The sequence below is a fragment of the Flavivirga abyssicola genome (genome assembly GCF_030540775.2).
GTDB lineage: Bacteria > Bacteroidota > Bacteroidia > Flavobacteriales > Flavobacteriaceae > Flavivirga > Flavivirga abyssicola.
Genome location: NZ_CP141266.1, coordinates 1,421,273 through 1,440,595, shown reverse-complemented (window position 1 = coordinate 1,440,595; position 19,323 = coordinate 1,421,273). Strand labels below are relative to the sequence as shown.

The 19,323-nt window shown below is 33.0% G+C and carries 12 protein-coding genes; 11 read left to right on the top strand and 1 reads right to left on the bottom strand.

Translation table 11 applies throughout. From position 1 onward, the window contains the following. Positions 1 to 85 precede the first annotated feature (85 nt). From Q4Q34_RS05915 to Q4Q34_RS05875, 9 genes are all read left to right on the top strand, one after another. Entirely contained in the window at positions 86 to 1,240 is a 1,155-nt protein-coding gene (locus Q4Q34_RS05915) for a homogentisate 1,2-dioxygenase (RefSeq protein WP_303316338.1), read from the top strand. Between the two features lie 112 nt (positions 1,241 to 1,352). Beyond that, positions 1,353 to 2,513, top strand: a complete 1,161-nt coding sequence (gene hppD / locus Q4Q34_RS05910; protein ID WP_303316954.1) for a 4-hydroxyphenylpyruvate dioxygenase — start codon at positions 1,353 to 1,355, stop codon at positions 2,511 to 2,513. A gap of 215 nt (positions 2,514 to 2,728) precedes the next feature. Further along, positions 2,729 to 3,508 carry a DUF3108 domain-containing protein gene (locus Q4Q34_RS05905; RefSeq protein ID WP_303316337.1) on the top strand — a complete coding sequence of 260 codons (780 nt, stop codon included), beginning with the start codon at positions 2,729 to 2,731 and terminating at the stop codon, positions 3,506 to 3,508. 10 nt (positions 3,509 to 3,518) lie between these two features. Further along, positions 3,519 to 4,436 (top strand): tryptophan 2,3-dioxygenase family protein, encoded by a 918-nt coding sequence (locus Q4Q34_RS05900; RefSeq protein WP_303316336.1) that lies wholly within the window; start codon positions 3,519 to 3,521, stop codon positions 4,434 to 4,436. Then, on the top strand, positions 4,394 to 5,716 hold the full coding sequence (locus tag Q4Q34_RS05895) for a M23 family metallopeptidase (RefSeq protein WP_303316335.1): 1,323 nt from the start codon (positions 4,394 to 4,396) through the stop codon (positions 5,714 to 5,716). Before Q4Q34_RS05900 ends, Q4Q34_RS05895 begins: the two co-directional genes overlap by 43 nt. Before the next feature lie 2 nt (positions 5,717 to 5,718). Beyond that, positions 5,719 to 7,338 (top strand): glucose-6-phosphate isomerase, encoded by a 1,620-nt coding sequence (gene pgi / locus Q4Q34_RS05890; protein ID WP_303316334.1) that lies wholly within the window; start codon positions 5,719 to 5,721, stop codon positions 7,336 to 7,338. A 169-nt stretch (positions 7,339 to 7,507) separates the two neighbouring features. Next, positions 7,508 to 10,063 carry a TonB-dependent receptor gene (locus Q4Q34_RS05885; protein ID WP_303316333.1) on the top strand — a complete coding sequence of 852 codons (2,556 nt, stop codon included), beginning with the start codon at positions 7,508 to 7,510 and terminating at the stop codon, positions 10,061 to 10,063. 346 nt (positions 10,064 to 10,409) lie between these two features. After that, a complete protein-coding gene (locus Q4Q34_RS05880) occupies positions 10,410 to 13,100 on the top strand; it encodes a TonB-dependent receptor (RefSeq protein WP_303316332.1) in 2,691 nt (896 codons plus the stop codon). Between the two features lie 102 nt (positions 13,101 to 13,202). Further along, on the top strand, positions 13,203 to 13,640 hold the full coding sequence (locus tag Q4Q34_RS05875; protein WP_303316331.1) for a hypothetical protein: 438 nt from the start codon (positions 13,203 to 13,205) through the stop codon (positions 13,638 to 13,640). A gap of 204 nt (positions 13,641 to 13,844) precedes the next feature. On the opposite strand, the gene Q4Q34_RS05870 is transcribed toward Q4Q34_RS05875, so the two are convergent. Further along, positions 13,845 to 14,897: an endonuclease/exonuclease/phosphatase family protein gene (locus tag Q4Q34_RS05870; protein WP_303316330.1), complete on the bottom strand. Its 1,053-nt coding sequence runs from the start codon at positions 14,895 to 14,897 to the stop codon at positions 13,845 to 13,847. 109 nt (positions 14,898 to 15,006) lie between these two features. Between Q4Q34_RS05870 and Q4Q34_RS05865 the strand changes: the two genes are divergently transcribed. Both Q4Q34_RS05865 and Q4Q34_RS05860 read left to right on the top strand, forming a co-directional pair. Next, positions 15,007 to 17,853: a carboxypeptidase-like regulatory domain-containing protein gene (locus Q4Q34_RS05865; RefSeq protein WP_408611525.1), complete on the top strand. Its 2,847-nt coding sequence runs from the start codon at positions 15,007 to 15,009 to the stop codon at positions 17,851 to 17,853. Between the two features lie 9 nt (positions 17,854 to 17,862). Then, on the top strand, positions 17,863 to 19,290 hold the full coding sequence (locus tag Q4Q34_RS05860; RefSeq protein WP_303316329.1) for a DUF5689 domain-containing protein: 1,428 nt from the start codon (positions 17,863 to 17,865) through the stop codon (positions 19,288 to 19,290). Positions 19,291 to 19,323 lie beyond the last annotated feature (33 nt).

The window sequence follows — 19,323 nt, the reverse complement described above, 5'->3', positions numbered from 1 at the left end:
ATTGTATCTCTAAATATATCATTTTAAAGTTTGGGACTTTAGGTTTATAAACTTTATATTTTTTTAATCTTTAATTTTAGAAACAATGCCTTTTTATCATAAATTAGGAAATATTCCGCATAAACGACATATACAATTTAAAAAGCCAGATGGCAGTTTGTATTATGAGCAGTTATTTGGTACTATTGGGTTTGATGGAATGTCTACCAATAGTTATCATGAACAACGCCCCACACAAGTAAAAGAAATAAAAAAGCAATATAGTGTAGCTCCAAAAATTGCTTTAGAAAATAATATCAAATCATATCGCTTAAAAGGTTTTCAGGTAAAGTCAGAACAAGACTTTTTAGAAAGCAGAAAAACAGTACTTGTAAATAGTGATTGTGCTATTGTATTGGCTGCACCAAAACAATCTACAAACGATTATTTTTATAAAAACACAGATGCAGACGAGCTTATTTTTATCCATAAAGGAACAGGTAAGTTAAGAACCATGTTAGGTAATCTCGATTTTAAATACGGAGATTATTTATTAGTACCAAGAGGTATTATTTATAAAATAGACTTCGATACCGAAGATAACAGATTGTTTATAGTAGAATCTCACAGACCAATATATACACCAAAACGTTATAGAAATTGGTTTGGGCAATTATTAGAACATTCACCGTTTTGTGAGCGGGATATTCGCAGACCAGAAGAATTGGAAACCTATAATGAATCTGGAGATTTTTTAATAAAAGTAAAAAAACAGGGAGATATTATAGAAATGGTTTATGCATCTCACCCTTTTGATGTGGTTGGTTACGATGGGTATAATTATCCATATGCCTTTTCAATTCATGATTTCGAACCTATTACAGGGCGTATTCACCAGCCGCCGCCAGTGCATCAAACTTTCGAATCCGATGCTTTTGTAGTGTGCAGTTTTGTCCCGCGTTTATACGATTATCATCCTCAGGCAATACCAGCACCTTATAATCACAGTAATATAGATAGCGATGAGGTATTGTATTATGTAGATGGTGATTTTATGAGTAGAAATGATATTGATGCAGGTCATATATCGTTACACCCAGCGGGAATCCCACATGGTCCACACCCAGGAGCAGCAGAGAGAAGTATCGGAGAAGAAAAAACCGATGAACTTGCTGTTATGGTAGATACATTTAAACCACTTATGGTTACTGAGGAAGCTATGAAAATAGCCGATGAAGATTATCATAAATCTTGGTTATAGCCTCTAAATCCCCAAAGGGGACTTTTGAGACGTTTAAAAATATATTCATAAAAGTACTCAAAACCTGCCCAGTTATGAGTCCCTTCCCTTTGGGAAGGTTAGGATGGGCTTTATTATGAAAGACATAAAATCAGTAAACTACGGTTTAGAAAAAATATTTGAAGGAGCGCAAGATTTTTTGCCGCTTTTAGGAACAGACTATGTAGAATTCTACGTAGGTAATGCCAAGCAATCAGCACATTTTTATAAAACAGCATTTGGATTTCAATCTTATGCCTATAAAGGCTTAGAAACCGGATCTAAAGATTCTGTAAGTTATGTGCTCAAGCAAGACAAAATACGTTTGGTATTAACCACACCATTACATAGTACATCGTCAATAAACGAACATATTGTAAAACATGGTGATGGCGTAAAAGTTATAGCGCTTTGGGTAGAAGATGCCAGAAAAGCGTATGAAGAAACTACTAGTAGGGGTGCAAAATCATATATGGAACCCACAGTGGAGAAGGATGAACATGGCGAGGTTGTTAGAGCTGGTATATATACATATGGCGAAACCGTGCACATATTCGTGGAGCGTAAAAACTATAAAGGCACGTTTTTACCTGGTTTCAGTGAATGGAAATCAGATTATAACCCAGAACCATTAGGACTTAAGTATATAGACCATATGGTAGGGAATGTTGGTTGGGGAGAAATGAATACCTGGGTAAAATGGTATGAAGATGTTATGGGTTTTGAGAACTTTTTATCCTTTGATGATAAACAAATCCATACCGAATATTCAGCGTTAATGAGTAAAGTAATGAGTAATGGTAACGGGCGTATAAAATTCCCAATAAACGAGCCCGCAGAAGGAAAGAAAAAATCTCAGATAGAAGAATATTTAGATTTCTATGAAGGGCCAGGAGTTCAGCACATAGCAGTTGCTACCGATGATATTATTACAACGGTTTCTAGTTTAAGAGCTAGAGGGATTGAATTTTTATCCACACCACCAGAAGAATATTATAAAGCAGTTCCAGGAAGATTGGAGGAACACAGTCATGAATTAAGAGAAGATATCGAAACATTAAAAGGATTAGGAATAATGATTGATGCCGATGAGGAAGGCTATTTACTGCAAATTTTTACAAAACCAGTTGAAGATAGGCCAACATTATTTTTCGAAATTATTCAGCGAATGGGAGCTCGTGGTTTTGGAGCAGGAAATTTTAAAGCGCTTTTTGAATCGATAGAAAGAGAACAAGCAAACAGAGGTACGCTATAAAATATTCGTATGTGAAGTTTAAGCAAAAACTCCACCATTTAGTTTGGTGGAGTTTTTTGTTTTTTGAACACACCGTAACAAATTAGTGTTAAGCTCTTCTAATTAATAACGAGGAGTCTAAAGAAATTTTTTATTTTTGGAACAGTAATTGTAATTTCTAAGCATATAGCAATAAAATGTACATTAAGAAGTTAGATTATCAAGACCCATAAAAAATGAAAAACACACTACTTATAGTAATAGCAATATTAGCCATGCAAATGTCTTTTTCTCAGCAAGAGTCGGCATTTGGAAATGGTGAATGGTTTAAATTTAAAATGAGCTACAGTGGCTTTTTAAAGGCAGGAAATGCAACACTTACTGTAAAAGATTCAAAATTAAATAATAAGGATGTTTATCATGTAGTCGGTAAAGGCTGGACTACCGGTATGATAAAATGGTTTTTTAAAGTAAAAGATAGATATGAAAGTTACTTTGATAAAAAAACTATTATGCCTTATAAATTTATTAGAAATATAGATGAAGGTGGACATACTAAGGATCTTGAAATAGATTTTGATCAGGTAAACCATAAGGCATATGTAAACAATAAAAAGTACAATAAAAAGACAGTTATTGATACTAGGCCTAATATCCAAGACATGGTATCTACTTTTTATTATTTGCGTAATAATTTAGATACCAATGGTTTAAAACCAGGGAGTGAAGTAAGAGTAGATATGTTTTTTGATGAAGAAAACTATGGATTCAAACTACAATATCTTGGAGAGGAAACTATTGACACAGATTTTGGAAAAATCGAATCCTTAAAATTCAGACCATATGTTATGGCGGGGCGTGTTTTTAAGGAAGAAGAAAGTTTAACACTATGGGTGTCAAAAGACAAAAATAAATTACCTTTACGCATCAAAGCAGATTTAGCAGTTGGCTCTCTTAGAGCAGACCTTGAAGCTTTTAAAGGATTAAAGCATCCTTTTAAAATAGTTGTTAGATAATTAATAGATTTTGAATTCAAAAATAACCAACCAGCTAAAAGAGAAATACGAGGCAATAGACCAGGATTATGAGACTTATTTAGAAGGGTTGCTTCATAGTAAACCCATTAATTATTGGGATTATATTCAAACAGACTCTTTACTAAACCTTCAAATACAACGTACTGTTTTCCCAGATGAGATGGTGTTTATAATGTACCATCAAATTAACGAGCTTCTATTTAAAATGATACTTGGTGAGATAGATCAGGTAGCAAACAGCAGTGAGGTAGATACCACTATGTTTACTTCAAAATTAATGCGCATTAGTCGTTATTTTGATATGCTTACCTCTTCTTTTAGTATTATGAAGGATGGTATGGATGTCGATCAATATAATAAATTCAGAACAACTTTAACACCTGCCAGTGGTTTTCAAAGTGCGCAATACAGAAAAATTGAATTTGCGTCTACTGAACTTATAAATCTTATAGATAAAAGATTCAGAGATACTATAGATAGAAATTCGTCTTATGAAAATGCTTTCGAACACTTGTATTGGCAAGCAGCAGGGAAAGATTATAAAACAGGTAAAAAAAGTTATCTATTAACAGTGTTTGAAGAAAAGTATAAAGAGGAGTTTATTAGATTTACTAAGTTTTACTACGGTAATAACTTGTGGTCAAAGTTTAAAGCACTACCAAAAGAAGCTAGAGAAGATAAAGAATTAATAAAAGCGATGCGTCATTATGATTACACAGTAAACATAAAATGGGTCATGGCACATTATAATACAGCAAATCATTATTTAAATATAGGAGGCGAAACAGCAGAAGCTACCGGAGGAAGCGAATGGGTAAAGTATATGCATCCAAAATATCAAAAAAGAATATTTTTTCCAGAATTATGGTCAGAAAAAGAAATACAAGAGTGGGGAACAGATATTTAATACTATTCATATTAGCAATATCTTTTATTGCATGTAAAGACGACCCTAAACCTGTTTTTTTAGAAGAAGAATTAGCAATAATAGAAGAAGTTCCTGAAGATATTTATGAATTTGGTTTTAACTTAAACGACTATGTTGTTAAGCGAGATACCATTAAAAGAGGAGATACTTTTGGGGTTATTTTAGAGCGAAATAGACTAGGTTATCCAAAAATATTTCACATTGCAGAAAAAGCCAAAGATTCTTTCGATATAAGACGTCTTCAAGTAGGAAAACCATATACATTGTTATGTTCTAAAGATTCATTAGAACAACCAAAATGTTTTATTTATCAGCCAAATCCGGAAGAATATGTAGTGATCAATTTCAATGATTCAATTCATGCTTATACTAGTAAAAAGCCTATTAAATATGTTGAAAAAGTAGCTACAGGAATCATAACAAACAACATTTCAGAAACATTAGAAGAACAAGGCTTAAGTCCACGGTTAGCATACAAAATGGCTGATGAAATTTATGCATGGACCATAGATTTTAGACGCCTTCAAAAAGGAGATAGATTCAAAGTAATCTATACAGATAAGTATATTGACGATACTATTTATACTGGAGTACATAATATAAAAGCAGCATTTTTTGAGCATAATAAAGAACCTTTCTATGCCTTTGAGTTTGAAACTGATTCCGTGAAAGGAATCATTGATTATTTTAATGAAGAAGCAAAAAATTTAAGACGCGCATTTTTAAAAGCTCCAGTAAAATTTAAACGTATCTCTTCAAGATATAATTTAAAAAGAAGAATAGCCGTTTATGGCTATAAAGTGCGTCCACATAAAGGGACCGACTTTGCTGCAGCTATAGGCACACCAATTATGGCTACCGCTAATGGAACGGTTACTAAATCAAGTTATACAAGAGGTAATGGTAATTATGTGAAAATAAGACATAATGCCACTTACGAAACCCAATACCTTCACATGAGCAGGCGAAATGCAAAAGTTGGTCAGTTTGTCAAACAAGGCGATGTTATTGGTTGGGTAGGTATGACAGGAAATACGGGAGGCCCACATGTATGCTATCGTTTTTGGAAAAATGGAAGACAAGTAGATCCTTTTAAACAAAAATTACCAGAGGCTAAACCAATATCAGATTCCTTGAAAATTAAATATTTAGATTTCATTGCCCCTATAAGAAAGCAGTTAGATGCTATTACTTTTAGAGATGATGTTTTAGAGGAAACTTTAGAGAACAAGAATAACCTAATTTCATTTAAAGATTAATAATGGCATTACCAAATATAAACCCTACCACAACAGGTTCGTGGAAACGATTACAAGAACATTTTAAAACGGTAAAAGATGTTCATATGAAAGATTTGTTTGCTCAGGATAAAGAGCGAGCAAATAAGTTTACTATTAAATGGGATGATTTTTACGTAGATTTTTCAAAGAACAGAATAACAGAAGAAACTTTTAATTATTTGTTAGAATTAGCCGATGAGGTTAAATTAAAAGATGCTATTAAAAGCCAGTTTTCTGGAGAAATAATAAATCAAACAGAAGGAAGAGCCGTTTTACATACAGCATTACGTGCTCCAAAAACTTCGGAGTGTCTTGTAGATGGTATTAATGTGATACCAGAAGTATCACAGGTAAAACAAAAAATAGAACAGTTTACTAATGAAGTGGTAAATGGAGACAGAAAAGGTTATACAGGAAAGACATTTACAGATATTGTAAATATTGGTATTGGAGGATCAGATTTAGGACCAGCTATGGTAGTGGATTCTTTACAATATTACAAAAACCACTTAACGACTCATTTTGTTAGCAACGTAGATGGTGATCATGTAAATGAAGTGATTAAAAAACTAAATCCAGAAACCACGCTCTTTGTAGTGGTTTCAAAAACATTTACCACACAAGAAACACTATCTAATGCAAATACCATTAAGGAATGGTTTTTAAAATCGGCTAGCGAAGATGCTATTGCAGAACATTTTGTGGCAGTATCTACCAATATTCAAAGTGTAAAATCATTTGGAATAAACGAAAATAATGTTTTCCCAATGTGGGATTGGGTTGGTGGTCGTTTTTCATTATGGAGTGCCGTTGGTTTAACCATAAGTCTAGCTGTTGGGTATAACAACTTTGAAAGCTTACTTATAGGTGCTAACAAAATGGATGAACACTTTAAAAATGAGGATTTTAAAACTAATATACCTGTTGTATTAGCTTTAATAAGTGTCTGGTATAATAATTTTTTTAAGGCAGAAAGCGAAGCCGTGATACCTTATTCTCAATACTTAAACCAATTTGCTACATATTTACAACAAGGCATTATGGAGAGTAATGGTAAAAGTGTAGACAGAAATGGAAACCCTATAGATTATGAAACAGGCACTTTAATTTGGGGGGAACCAGGAACGAATTCGCAACATGCATTTTTTCAATTAATACACCAGGGGACTAAATTAATTCCAGCAGATTTTATTGGTTTTACAAAGTCTTTACACGGTAATCAAGACCATCAAGATAAGCTTATCTCTAACTTTTTAGCGCAAACGGAAGCGTTGTTAAATGGTAAAACAGAGGGAGAAGTCATTGCAGAAGGCACTAAATCTGATATTATTCCTTTTAAAGTTTTTAAAGGAAATAAACCAACCAATACTATTTTTATAAATGAATTAACGCCAGAAAGTTTAGGGAAACTTATAGCTATGTACGAACATAAAATATTCGTACAAGGTATCATTTGGAATATTTTTAGTTATGACCAATTTGGAGTAGAATTAGGGAAGCAATTAGCCAGCAAAATATTACAGGAATTTAATAATAGTGATAATAACGAACATGATTCTTCTACCAGTAATTTATTGAATTATTATAAGAGTTTGGCGTAAAAAAGTGTAAAATTCTTAGTGTAATTAAAAAAAGGCATTGATATTAAAATATCAGTGCCTTTTCTTTTACTATAAATGTTAAGAAAATTAACACATGAGCCATAGTTGTGTTTTAATTATCCGTATTTTTGCACTGACTAATTTTCAAATAATTAATTCTTTTTAAATCATGAAAAAAACTATTCATTTTTTCTTGACGACTGTAGCGTTCTTATTTTCTACGGTTATCATGGCTCAAAGCACTGTTACAGGTACTGTGATAGATGCTGAACTTAATTCCCCGCTTCCTGGTGCGAATATTGTTGAAAAAGGAACCACTAACGGTATTTCCTCAGATTTTGACGGTAATTTTACTTTAACCACAGGAGCATCTTCAGGAGACATTGTGATCTCTTATGTAGGATATGGTTCTGTTACTATATCATTTAATGGTAATACAAATTTAGGAGATATTAAACTAAACCCAGACAATTCTCTTAAGGAAATAGTTATTACTGGTACTGGTGTAATCGATTTAGCTGAGGATAGGAAAACACCAATAGCTGTTTCTACTATTAAGGCTAACGAAATTAGAGAAAGAGCAGGTAATTGGGATTTACCAGAAGTATTAAAATCGACACCTTCCGTACAAAATATAAAAGGAGGTGGATTTGGTGATGGTAGTATGTTTTTACGTGGATTTGATCAAACCAATACAGCATTTATGTTAAATGGACAGCCAATTAATAGTCCGGAAGATGGTAGAATGTTCTGGTCTAACTGGGCTGGAGTACTGGATGTAGCCAATGCAGTGCAAGTACAACGTGGTTTAGGTGCTTCAAAACTAGCCATTTCGTCTGTAGGAGGAACAGTAAATATTGTTACCAAAACCGTTGATAGAAAAGAGGGTGGATTCCTTCAGCAGATGATAGGTAATGATAACTATACGAAAACAAATGTTTATTATTCTACAGGTTTAATGGAAAATGGATGGGCATTTTCAGGAATGTTTGGTCATTGGCAAGGTGATGGATACGTAGATTATACAGATGGACAAGGACAAACGTATTTTTTATCATTTGGATATAAACCTAATGAAAATCATTTATTCAATTTCTTAATTACTGGAGCGCCTCAATGGCATGCTGCAGCAGGACGAGGCGATATTGAAGATTTTCTTGAAAATGGAAGAAGATACAATTCATGGAATTTTGATGGTGTTGATAGCCCTAATCGTCTAAATGGAGGGAAATACCCAGGAGGTAGAAATGTGTATCATAAACCAGTAGCTAACTTATCTTGGGACTGGAATATTAGCGAAAACTCTACACTATCAACCGTTTTATATGGATCTTTAGGTAGAGGAACATTTGCCTTTACTATAACAGATCGTAATACAGGAGATCCATTATATGCAAGAGGTTCTAATAACAACCATAACTGGTATGGATTAGTATCAAACTTTGAAACACAATTGAATGAAAATTTGAGTTTGAATTTTGGTGCCGACGTACGTTTATATAATGGTATTCACTTTAGAAGTGTAAATGAGTTTTTAAGTGTTAATTCTGTAGAAGGAACAAATAGAACGAATAGTAATGTAAATACATTGACAGAAGTTTTTGGAGGTATTAACCCTTGGGACTTAACATTCAATACTAATGATGACCATGCACAACGCTTTGGATATGATTATGAAGAGCAAATTAATTATGGAGGTGTATTTGGACAGTTAGAATATAGTAACGATAATTTTTCAGCATTTTTTCAGGGCTCGGCTTCTACACAATCACATGTGAGAACTGAATTTAAAGAGGTGCAAATTGCTGGGCAATCTGAAGAATCTGAAAAAGTGAATAACCCTGGGTTTAATGTTAAAGCAGGTAGTGCTTATACTATAAATCAGGATCATAAAGTTTTTGTTAATGTTGGATATTACTCACGTCAGCCTTTTCATAGTGTTTTGTTTGTAAGTGATAGAAATGGCAATGAATTGGTTGAGCCTGAGATAGAAAATGAGAAAATTACAGGCTTAGAGGCTGGGTATCAATTTAAAAGTGATAAAGTATCAGCAAACTTAAATGCATATTATACGATTTGGGATAATAGAACAGACCTACAAACAGAAGGTAATCAAGGTGATAATGATTTTAGATTGTTTCAAACGCAAGGTGTTAAGCAAGCTCACATGGGAGTGGAGTTAGAAGTTTTTACTCGTCCTATGGACAACTTAAAAGTTAATGGGTTTTTATCCGTAGGGGATTGGACATATGATGGTGATGGTTTAAGAAGAACTTTTGATGAAGCAGGAAATGAAATAGAATCTGCGACTACTGTTAATTTAGATGGTGTTAAAATTGGAGGTGGAGCTCAACTTACTGCAGGACTTTTTGCTGATTATGAGTTTTTGCCAAGATTTAGTGTAGATGGAACCTGGAATACATATAGCAATTTATACTCTCAAGGGGCGGCTACTGTAGAAGAACCATCTATAGAATTACCTGCTTACGATACTGTAGACGTTGGTTTATCTTATAAATGGTTATTAGGTAAAAATGATAAAAACTCATTACAATTTAGAGTTAACATCAATAATGTTTTTGATGAGGTTTATATAGAATCTCTTAATGAGAATAACCCATTATCAACAGATCCAACTCAAAACTATAAAGGTGTTAATATAGCAAACCAAGGTCGTTTTGGTTATGGAAGAACGTGGAATTTTAGCATGCGTTATAACTTCTAAACCAATAAAAATTAAAACTATTTAAAAAGCCGTTTCTTATGAGAAACGGCTTTTTTGTATTATTTAACCTACTTAACGAATTGGCAACTGTAATTTTATAACGAATTAACATTTACTTTTTTGATGATCTTTATTAGTTTGTTGAGATTATTATTAATTATTGCTGTGTTTTTTATAAAAAGCTATTAAATGTTGTTTTTTTATATTGATAGAATCCGATATTCATAATAATGAAAACTACTTTTTAAGATTATAAATGTTAAAATACTTAACATTTACATAAGCCATAAGATTTACTTCAGGCATAATTTTACAAGACTAATTCAATTAATTAATCTTTAAAATTATGAAGAAAATGACTCGTTTTTTATTATTAACTGTAGCACTCTTTTTTACTACGGTTGTAATGGCACAAAGTACTATTAAAGGTGTAGTAATAGATGCCGAATTTAATTCTCCTTTACCTGGTGCTAATGTTGTTGAAAAAGGAACGACTAATGGTGTTTCAACAGATTATAATGGTAATTTTACATTAACTACAAAGGCAAGCTCTGGAGAAATTGCTATTTCTTATGTGGGATATGGTACCATAATATTATCATTTAACGGAGATACAGATTTAGGGAACATAATAATAACTCCCGATAACTCTCTTGACGAAATAGTAGTAGTAGGGACAGGTGTTATTGACTTGGCAGAGGATAGAAATACACCAGTGGCAGTTTCTACAATTAAAGCCAGAGAAATTCAAAATAAAATCGGAACTCAAGATGTTACTATGACGCTTGTAAATACCCCTTCTGTCTATGTAGCTGGACAGTCTGGAGGTTTTGGAGATTCCAGAATTAATATTCGTGGATTTGATCAAACTAATGTTGGATACCTATTAAATGGGCAACCAATTAATGGTATGGAAGATGGTAAAATGTATTGGTCTAACTGGTCTGGTATTAATGATATTGCCAGTGCTATTCAAATACAGCGAGGTTTAGGAGCTTCAAAACTAGCAATTTCATCGGTTGGGGGTACAACTAACTTTGTTACAAAAACAACAGACAAAAAAGAAGGTGGATATGTTTATGCAGGAATAGCAAATGATAATTATATAAAAAACACCGCACAATATAGTACTGGAAAGAATGAAAAAGGATGGGGAGCAAGTTTTATGCTATCGCATTGGCAAGGTGATGGATATAATGAAGGTAACTTTGCTGCAGGAGAAACTTATTTTCTATCTGTTGGATATACTCCAAACGAAACACATAATTTCAACTTTTTGTTAACAGGAGCACCTCAATATCATGATCAAAACTTTACTAAAAGTATTTCAGATTATTTGGAGCACGGTAGAAAGTTTAATAATAACTGGGGAACCTACCGCGGGCAGTATCAAACCGAAAGAAGAAACTTTTATCATAAACCAGTTGCTAACTTAAACTGGGATTTCAATATTAACGATAACACTAATTTATCTACAGTACTATATGCATCTTGGGGACGTGGAGGTGGAACTGGAGATAGAGGTAACAGAATCAGAACAGCAGACGGAAAAAGAATTGATTATGACGCTATTCATGCATTTAATAATAGTGTTGCAGACGGTGCTGGGGGTTATTTTACTGCTGGAGGCGGTTACATAACTAGGTCTTCTATGAATTTGCATAGCTGGTATGGTATGGTTTCTAATTTAGAAACGAAATTGGGAGAACGTATTACATTAAATGTTGGAGTTGATTTAAGAACCTATTATGGTGAGCATTTTAGAATTGTAGAAAATTTTCACGGATTAACGTCATGGCAAGAAAACATCCGTTTAAGAGACCAGAATGATAGTCATCAACCTTACGGAACTTTTGGAACATATAAAAATGTTATTACTACCGAAGATTTATCTGCAAATCCATGGGCCGTATTATTTCATGATTTTAAAGAAGAAGATAAAATCGCATATAGTAATGATGAAAGAATTTCATATGGTGGTGTCTTTGGTCAAATTGAATATACAGGAGATAAATTTTCTGCCTTTTTTCAAGGGGCAGCTTCAAACCAATGGCATCAAAGATTTGATCACTACCAATATGCGGATGAAACATTATTAAATGGCACCTCTCCACAATGGACAGGAACTCCTTTACCATCTGGGATTACAGACGGTGTAGATTCTGAAAAAGTGGATAATTTTGGATTTAATGTAAAAGCCGGAGTAAACTATGTTATTAATGATCAGCATAATGTGTTTTTTAATACAGGATATTATTCACGTCAGCCATTCCATGATACAATATACTTAAACTTTACAAATCAATTAAACCCATTAACTCAAAATGAAACTATTTTTGGTTTGGAAGCAGGTTATAGTTTTAAAAGTCAATATTTCTTAGCTAATGTTAACTTGTATAGAACGGCTTGGACAGATAGAGTTGGAACCACATCAGATTTCGAGAATAATATTGTTACATATACACAACAAGAAGGTTTAGATCAAATACATACAGGTGTTGAAGTTGATTTTGTTGCTAACCTAACCCCTCAATTAAAAGTTAAAGGATTTACTTCCATAGGAGATTGGGTTTATGATGGTGAAACATTTACAACGGTATCAGATGAAGATCAAAACATACTAAGTACAGAAACAGAAGACATAGATGGTGGCAAAGTAGGAGATGCAGCTCAATTTACTGCTGGATTAGGATTTGATTACAAAGTTTGTAAATCTTTTTCAATAGATGCAGATTGGAGAACGTATGACAATTTATATGCTAATGTTGGAGGAATAAAAGAAAATTTAAAATTACCTTCTTATGATTTAGTTGATGCAGGGGTCTCATACAAAATGTTGCTAGGGAAAGGGAAAGACAAATCTTTAAATATTAGATGTAATATGAACAATGTATTTGATGAAATTTATTTATCAGATCTTTCAACTGCTAATGTAACTGAACCTGGAGATGAAACATATAAAGGAATAAATGTTTCAAACCGAGGGTATTTTGGACTCGGAAGAACCTGGAATATGAGTTTACGTTACAACTTCTAGGCCGAACAAAATTATATAATTTTAAACCGCTTCAAGTTGGAGCGGTTTTTTTATGCTTTTTAATTATTACATTTGCTATAATAAATTTAAATATTTTGATACATGTATGATATTGTGAAAATGTTGCATTCTTATTGGGCGTATTTAGTACTTTTAGTATTGATTATAGCCACTGCAAACGCTTTAATAAAAACATTTGGAGATAAAGAATATGAAGCTAAAGACTTTCGAAAATCATTATTTACCTTAATCGTATCGCATATACAATTACTAATAGGTTTAATACTTTATTTTGTGTCTCCTAGGTTTGAGTTATGGAGCGAATTGGGAGGAGGCGTTATGGGTAATTCTTTGGCAAGATTGTATCTTGTAGAACACCCTTTTGTAAATATAGTAGCGGTAGCTTTAATAACCATTGGCTATTCTAAGCATAAAAAGAAGTTAACATCTAAAGCTAAATTAAAAACAATAGCAGTTTTTTATACCATAGCTCTAGTATTATTTTTATCGAGAATTCCTTGGAGTTCTTGGATAGGTTAAAAACAAAAAGTAATACCTATTAGCATCACTTTTTTGTTTTTAAGTTAATTGCCATTACTGCGAAGGCAGGAATTCACTTGGAAATTAATAAGTTCAGTGTATAAGGTTCCTGCCTTACTGAAACAAGTTCAGCACAGATTGCAGGAATAGCAACGTATTATCGTGCAATTGATATTTATTAAATGCAAGAAATTTTTATAGAAATCACCTCACTTCCCTAATAACAAATACATAAGCAGGAAGGTGATCACTGTAACCATTTGTGAAACGTCCATTAGAAAAACTTCTAAGAGGATACCCTTTATAGCGACCATCTTTATGAAATAAGTAGCCTTCATTGAAGATCCCGGCCTTATAAAATCTAAAAGAAGAATAATCTTTTTTAAGTAATGGTTTGGTAATTATAATCTGATCAAATAAACTCCAGGTATCTCTATATGCTGTAGTGCCTAATCCGTTTCTATAAAAATTTTCAAAAGGGTTATAGAGCCCTTTTAAAAGGACTTCTTTCTTGTCTTTTTTAGCTTTTAGGATGTTTTTAATGCTCATATTTGTAGGATCGTCATTTAAATCACCCATAATAAAAACTTTTGCATAAGGGTTTATTACCTGAAGTGAGTCAATTAAATATTTATTCAATTTGGCAGCAGCCATACGTTTAGGCCTACTTCTGGTTTCACCACCACGACGAGATGGCCAATGATTAACAATAATATGAATCATTTCACCTTCTAATTCTCCGCTAACCAATAATTGATCTCTCGTATAAATTCGCTTCTTGTTAGCATCATCATAAATTTTCAATGTGTGTTTACTGGTATATACTGGAATAAATAATCTTTTCTGATACAATAAACCAACGTCAATACCTCTGGCGTCGGGAGAATCAAAATGCACAATACCATAATCGGTATCTCTTAGTAAAGAATCGCTAACAAGGTCTTCCAACACTTCTTGGTTTTCAATTTCAGATACTCCAATAATAGCAGGTTTATTATGTGTTACTTTATATCCAATATCAGCAATAACCCGAGCCATATTTCTAACTTTCCTTTTATACACGATGCCTCGATTTGTCCTTAATTCCATCATGGGGCTAAATTCATCCAACTTGCCTGGGTCATTAATAGTATCGAATAAGTTCTCCAAATTGTAAAAAGCAACCGTGTGGATTTTATATAGCTTTTTTTCTTGTGCATGTATATTTCCAATGTACAAAGTAAATAATGCGATTACCAATAGGTTTAAATATTTCATATAAACAACAATTAGCTTAAATTTAAAAGTAGATAATTTCTTTAAACAAAAATATGTTATTTCTTACAAATAATATATATTCGCAAACAAATTAAATGTTACTATTAGAGTGAATATATTTTTAATAGAAAGGAACCTGATTGTATTAAAAAAAGTAATTGCTGTTTCTCTTTTATTATTTTCAACGTTCTCCGTATTCTCTCAACAAACCCTCATAAAAGGAAGTGTAAAGGAGTTGATTTCATACCAGCCTATTGAGAACGCTACTATAACCATAGAAGAAACAAATCAACAAACACAAACCAATGCTTTAGGTGAATTTGAATTCTCTGTAAATGTACCTTTAGGAGAACAAGTTTTAAGGATATCTAAAGTAGGATACATAAGAAAAAGGTATCCTATAATTGTTTATGAAAATGAAATAGTAAACATTTCCGATATGACTTTAGAAACAGATAACTCATTGTCTCAAGAATTGTTTACAATTAGTTTATCAGATGATGAACTTGATGACGATACCAGTGGTTTAGATAATATGTCAGGATTATTGCAATCATCTCCAGATATTTTTCAACGTACAGTGGCTTTTGAATTTAGTACCTCTTTTTTTAAACTAAGAGGTTTGGATTCTGATCAGGGATCCGTTATGATTAACGGTATTGAAATGAACAAAATCTATAACGGACGTCCACAATGGAGTAATTGGGGTGGTCTAAATGATGTGATGCGCCATCAGGAATTTAGTATAGGTTTAACACCTTCTAAGTATAATTTTGGAGGGCTTTTAGGAAGCATAAATATTAATACCAGAGCATCATTAATGCGCTCAGGAAAACGTGTCACATATTCATCATCTAATAGAAGTTATACGAGCAGATTGTTAGCTACTTATAGTTCAGGATTATTAAAAAACGGGTGGGCTTACACATTATCTTTAGGAAGACGTTGGGGAAATGAAGGATATCAGGATGCTACATTGTATAACTCTAACTCAATTTTTGCTTCTGTAGAAAAAGTAATTAATGAGAAACATAGTTTAAGTTTTACAGGTATTTATGCACCCAATAGAAGAGGGAAGTCGTCACCAAACACTCAGGAAGTTTATGATTTAAAGGGTATAAAATATAATGAATATTGGGGCTGGCAAATGGGAGAAAAACGAAATTCTCGTATAAAGGAAGTAAAAGAGCCCATTATTATGTTAAATCATTATTGGGCTATAAACAGCAAAACGAAATTAAATACCAATATAGGTTATCAGTTTGGAACGTTAGGAAATAGTCGTTTGGCATACGGAGGAGCTAATAGAATTGTGAATACAGATGGTACTATAGTTTTTGAAAGCGGAGGTAGAAACCCGAGTCCGACTTATTATCAAAAACTTCCAAGTTATTTTGAAAGGAACTTTCCAAACGACTTAGAGTTTGCTTATGGTGCACAGCAAGAGTTTTTAAATAACGGACAGATTAATTGGGAACAGATGTACGATACAAATTTAATTAACACATCTCAAGGAAGAAATTCGGCGTATATGTTATACGAAGACCGAGTAGATGATAAGCAATTAACCGTAAATACTGTTTTAAGTGGTGAATTAAGTGAACATATTTTATTGAATGTATCTATAAACTATAAAAAGTTGGAATCTGAAAATTATGCTCAAGTTCTAGATCTTCTTGGCGGTTCCGGCTTTTTAAATGTAGATAGTTTTGATGGCGTTCAATTCAATTTAAACAACCCGAATGCAATTTTAGACGCTGGAGATATTTACAGCTATAACTATAATATGTTAGCTAGCATTTTTTCCGGTTTTGCAAAAGCACAAGTGACATACAATGCACTAGATTTTTTTGTATCAGGGAGTATAACCAGTACACAATATCAAAGAGAGGGGTTATTTCAGTATGAAACATTTCAGAATAATTCCTTTGGTAAAGGTGAAACGTTATCTTTTACAGGATTAGGAGTTAAAGCTGGTAGTACATATAAAATTACAGGCAAACATATAGTAGATATAAATGCAGGTTATGTTATAAAAGCACCCTCTATTCGCAATAGTTATTCTAATTCCAGAGCAAATCACAATATTGTTCCGAATATTTCTGAAGAAAAAATAATGTCTTTAGACGCCAGTTATATTTTCAGATCGTCTATCCTTAAAGCAAAGCTTACGGGATTTTATACAAAACTTAAAGATGCTAATGACATCTCGTTTTTCTTTGCCGATGGTATAGGACATGTCATTGCCGAATCTGGTACACAGCAATCTGGTAATGACGATAACGAGTTTATCCAGGAGATCCTACAAGGCATAAGCAAAAACCATATAGGAGCAGAATTAGGTGTTGAAGCTCAGGTAACTTCAACTATTAAATTAAAAGGTGTTACTGCTTTAGGACAATACACTTATGCTAATAATCCAGATTTATATCTATCTTCAGATAGGTTTGAAAATGTTTATTTAGGAACCTCAAAACTTAAAGGTTACAAATTAGCAGTTGGGCCACATCGGGCTTACTCTATTGGGTTTGAATATCGCGACCCAAAGTACTGGTGGTTTGGTACTACGATCAATTTTTTTGATAAAACGTATGCAGACATTAGCCCATTAACCAGAACCGATAACTTTTTTACAGATGTTGATGGTCTACCATTTATTGATTATGATGAAGAGGTTGCCAAAGCATTACTTAAGCAAGAAACCTTTGATGACTATATGCTAGTAAACCTTGTAGGAGGTAAATCGTGGCGTGTCAATAAATATTACATTGGGTTTTTTGCAAGCATCAATAATGTTTTAGATGAAGTTTTCAAGACTGGAGGTTTTGAACAAGGAAGAAATGCGAATTACAGACAACTAAGAGACGATCAAGCTTTAAATAGACCCGTTTTTGGGTCTAAATATTGGTATGGAAGAGGAGCTACATATTTTCTAAATGTTTACGTTAATTTTTAAAAAGATATAATGAACGACATAAATAGACTTTTAATTTTAAATATCGTGATACTATTTTTCTCTTGTGTAGATGAAGACTATGGTATTCCTAGCCCTAATAATACAGAAAATATAGTAATTCCAACAAACCAATTAACAACATTTAAAGCCATTTATGAAAGGTACGATCAGGCAATAAATAAAGGTAACCTTATAGCCGTTATAGAAGAAGACTTATATATTGAAGGCTACGTTATTTCAAGTGATCAGGCAGGGAATTTTTTTAAAGAATTGATCATTCAAAATAAAACAGATGCCAATAACTCAGATAATGACCCAAGACTTGGTCTTAAGTTAAAAATTAATGTAGGGAGCTTGTCTGACACCTACGAGTTTGGAAGGAAAGTATATGTAAAGCTTAAAGGCTTAACTATTGGAGAGTCTAATGGTGTTTTAACAATTGGTCGGGGTGAAGATGCTACAATAGAACACATTCAGGATTTTGAATATCGGAATATTGTTTTAAGAACTTCGGAAATTGCTACAATAACACCAAAAATAAGTTCATTAATTCATTTAACAGAAGATGATGAAAACACTTTAATTCAGTTAGATAATATGCAGGTTAATAGGTTTGATCTGGTCTTAACTTATGCAGGTGAATCTACAGATGCATTCGATGGTTTAAGAATTTTAGAAAGCTGTGAATCGGGTCCCCCGATTTTATTGCAAACAAGCACTTTTTCAGATTTTAAGTCCTTGCCAGTACCTCAGAATAAGGGAAGTATTAGAGGCGTGTTTAGTAGAGATTATAGAGACGATTTTTATGTATTGATAGTAAATAGTTCGTCCGATATTACTTTTGATTCAGACGAACGTTGTGATCCTATGGAATTAGATTGTGGATTAGCACAAGCATTAAGGACTACAAATTTATTTTATGAAGATTTCGAATCGCAAAAAAATAATAAACTAATAACAGGTAATGGTTGGACTAATTATATGGAAACCGGTAACGAAGGTTGGGAAGCCTATTCATCTACATCAACGAATGCCTCTTTAGGAAGGTCTGCGAGATTTAAATCTGCGAGTTCCGGAGATGATAGTAATATTGGGTGGTTAATAACACCCGCCATTAACATGGATACGCAAGAGGGAGAGACTTTACGTTTTAAAACCTCTAATAGCTTAGCAGATAGTAGTTATTTAGAAGTATTGTATTCTTTAGACTGGGATGGTACCGAAGAAACTATAACCGCTTCTAGTTGGAGTGTACTATCGGCAGCTTATATTGTAAAAGATACCGATTCTTTTGTGCCCTGGTTTAATTCCGGAAATATCAACCTGTCTTGTGTTACTGGAACCATACATATTGCTTTTAAATATACAGGAAGCGGACAGGAAATTTTTGATGGGGTTTATGAATTGGATGATATTAGTATTGATTACATGCCCTAGGAAGAAAGCGAATTATTTGAAAGGAAGGATGAT

What these genes read in the sequence shown, in the direction of transcription:
- Q4Q34_RS05915 (WP_303316338.1), top strand. Translation starts at nt 86, where the DNA reads ATGCCTTTTTATCATAAATTAGGAAATATTCCGCATAAACGACATATA.
- Q4Q34_RS05905 (WP_303316337.1), top strand. Translation starts at nt 2,729, where the DNA reads ATGAAAAACACACTACTTATAGTAATAGCAATATTAGCCATGCAAATG.
- Q4Q34_RS05895 (WP_303316335.1), top strand. Translation starts at nt 4,394, where the DNA reads ATGGTCAGAAAAAGAAATACAAGAGTGGGGAACAGATATTTAATACTA.
- pgi (WP_303316334.1), top strand. Translation starts at nt 5,719, where the DNA reads ATGGCATTACCAAATATAAACCCTACCACAACAGGTTCGTGGAAACGA.
- Q4Q34_RS05885 (WP_303316333.1), top strand. Translation starts at nt 7,508, where the DNA reads ATGAAAAAAACTATTCATTTTTTCTTGACGACTGTAGCGTTCTTATTT.
- Q4Q34_RS05880 (WP_303316332.1), top strand. Translation starts at nt 10,410, where the DNA reads ATGAAGAAAATGACTCGTTTTTTATTATTAACTGTAGCACTCTTTTTT.
- Q4Q34_RS05875 (WP_303316331.1), top strand. Translation starts at nt 13,203, where the DNA reads ATGTATGATATTGTGAAAATGTTGCATTCTTATTGGGCGTATTTAGTA.
- Q4Q34_RS05870 (WP_303316330.1), bottom strand. Translation starts at nt 14,897, where the DNA reads ATGAAATATTTAAACCTATTGGTAATCGCATTATTTACTTTGTACATT.
- Q4Q34_RS05860 (WP_303316329.1), top strand. Translation starts at nt 17,863, where the DNA reads ATGAACGACATAAATAGACTTTTAATTTTAAATATCGTGATACTATTT.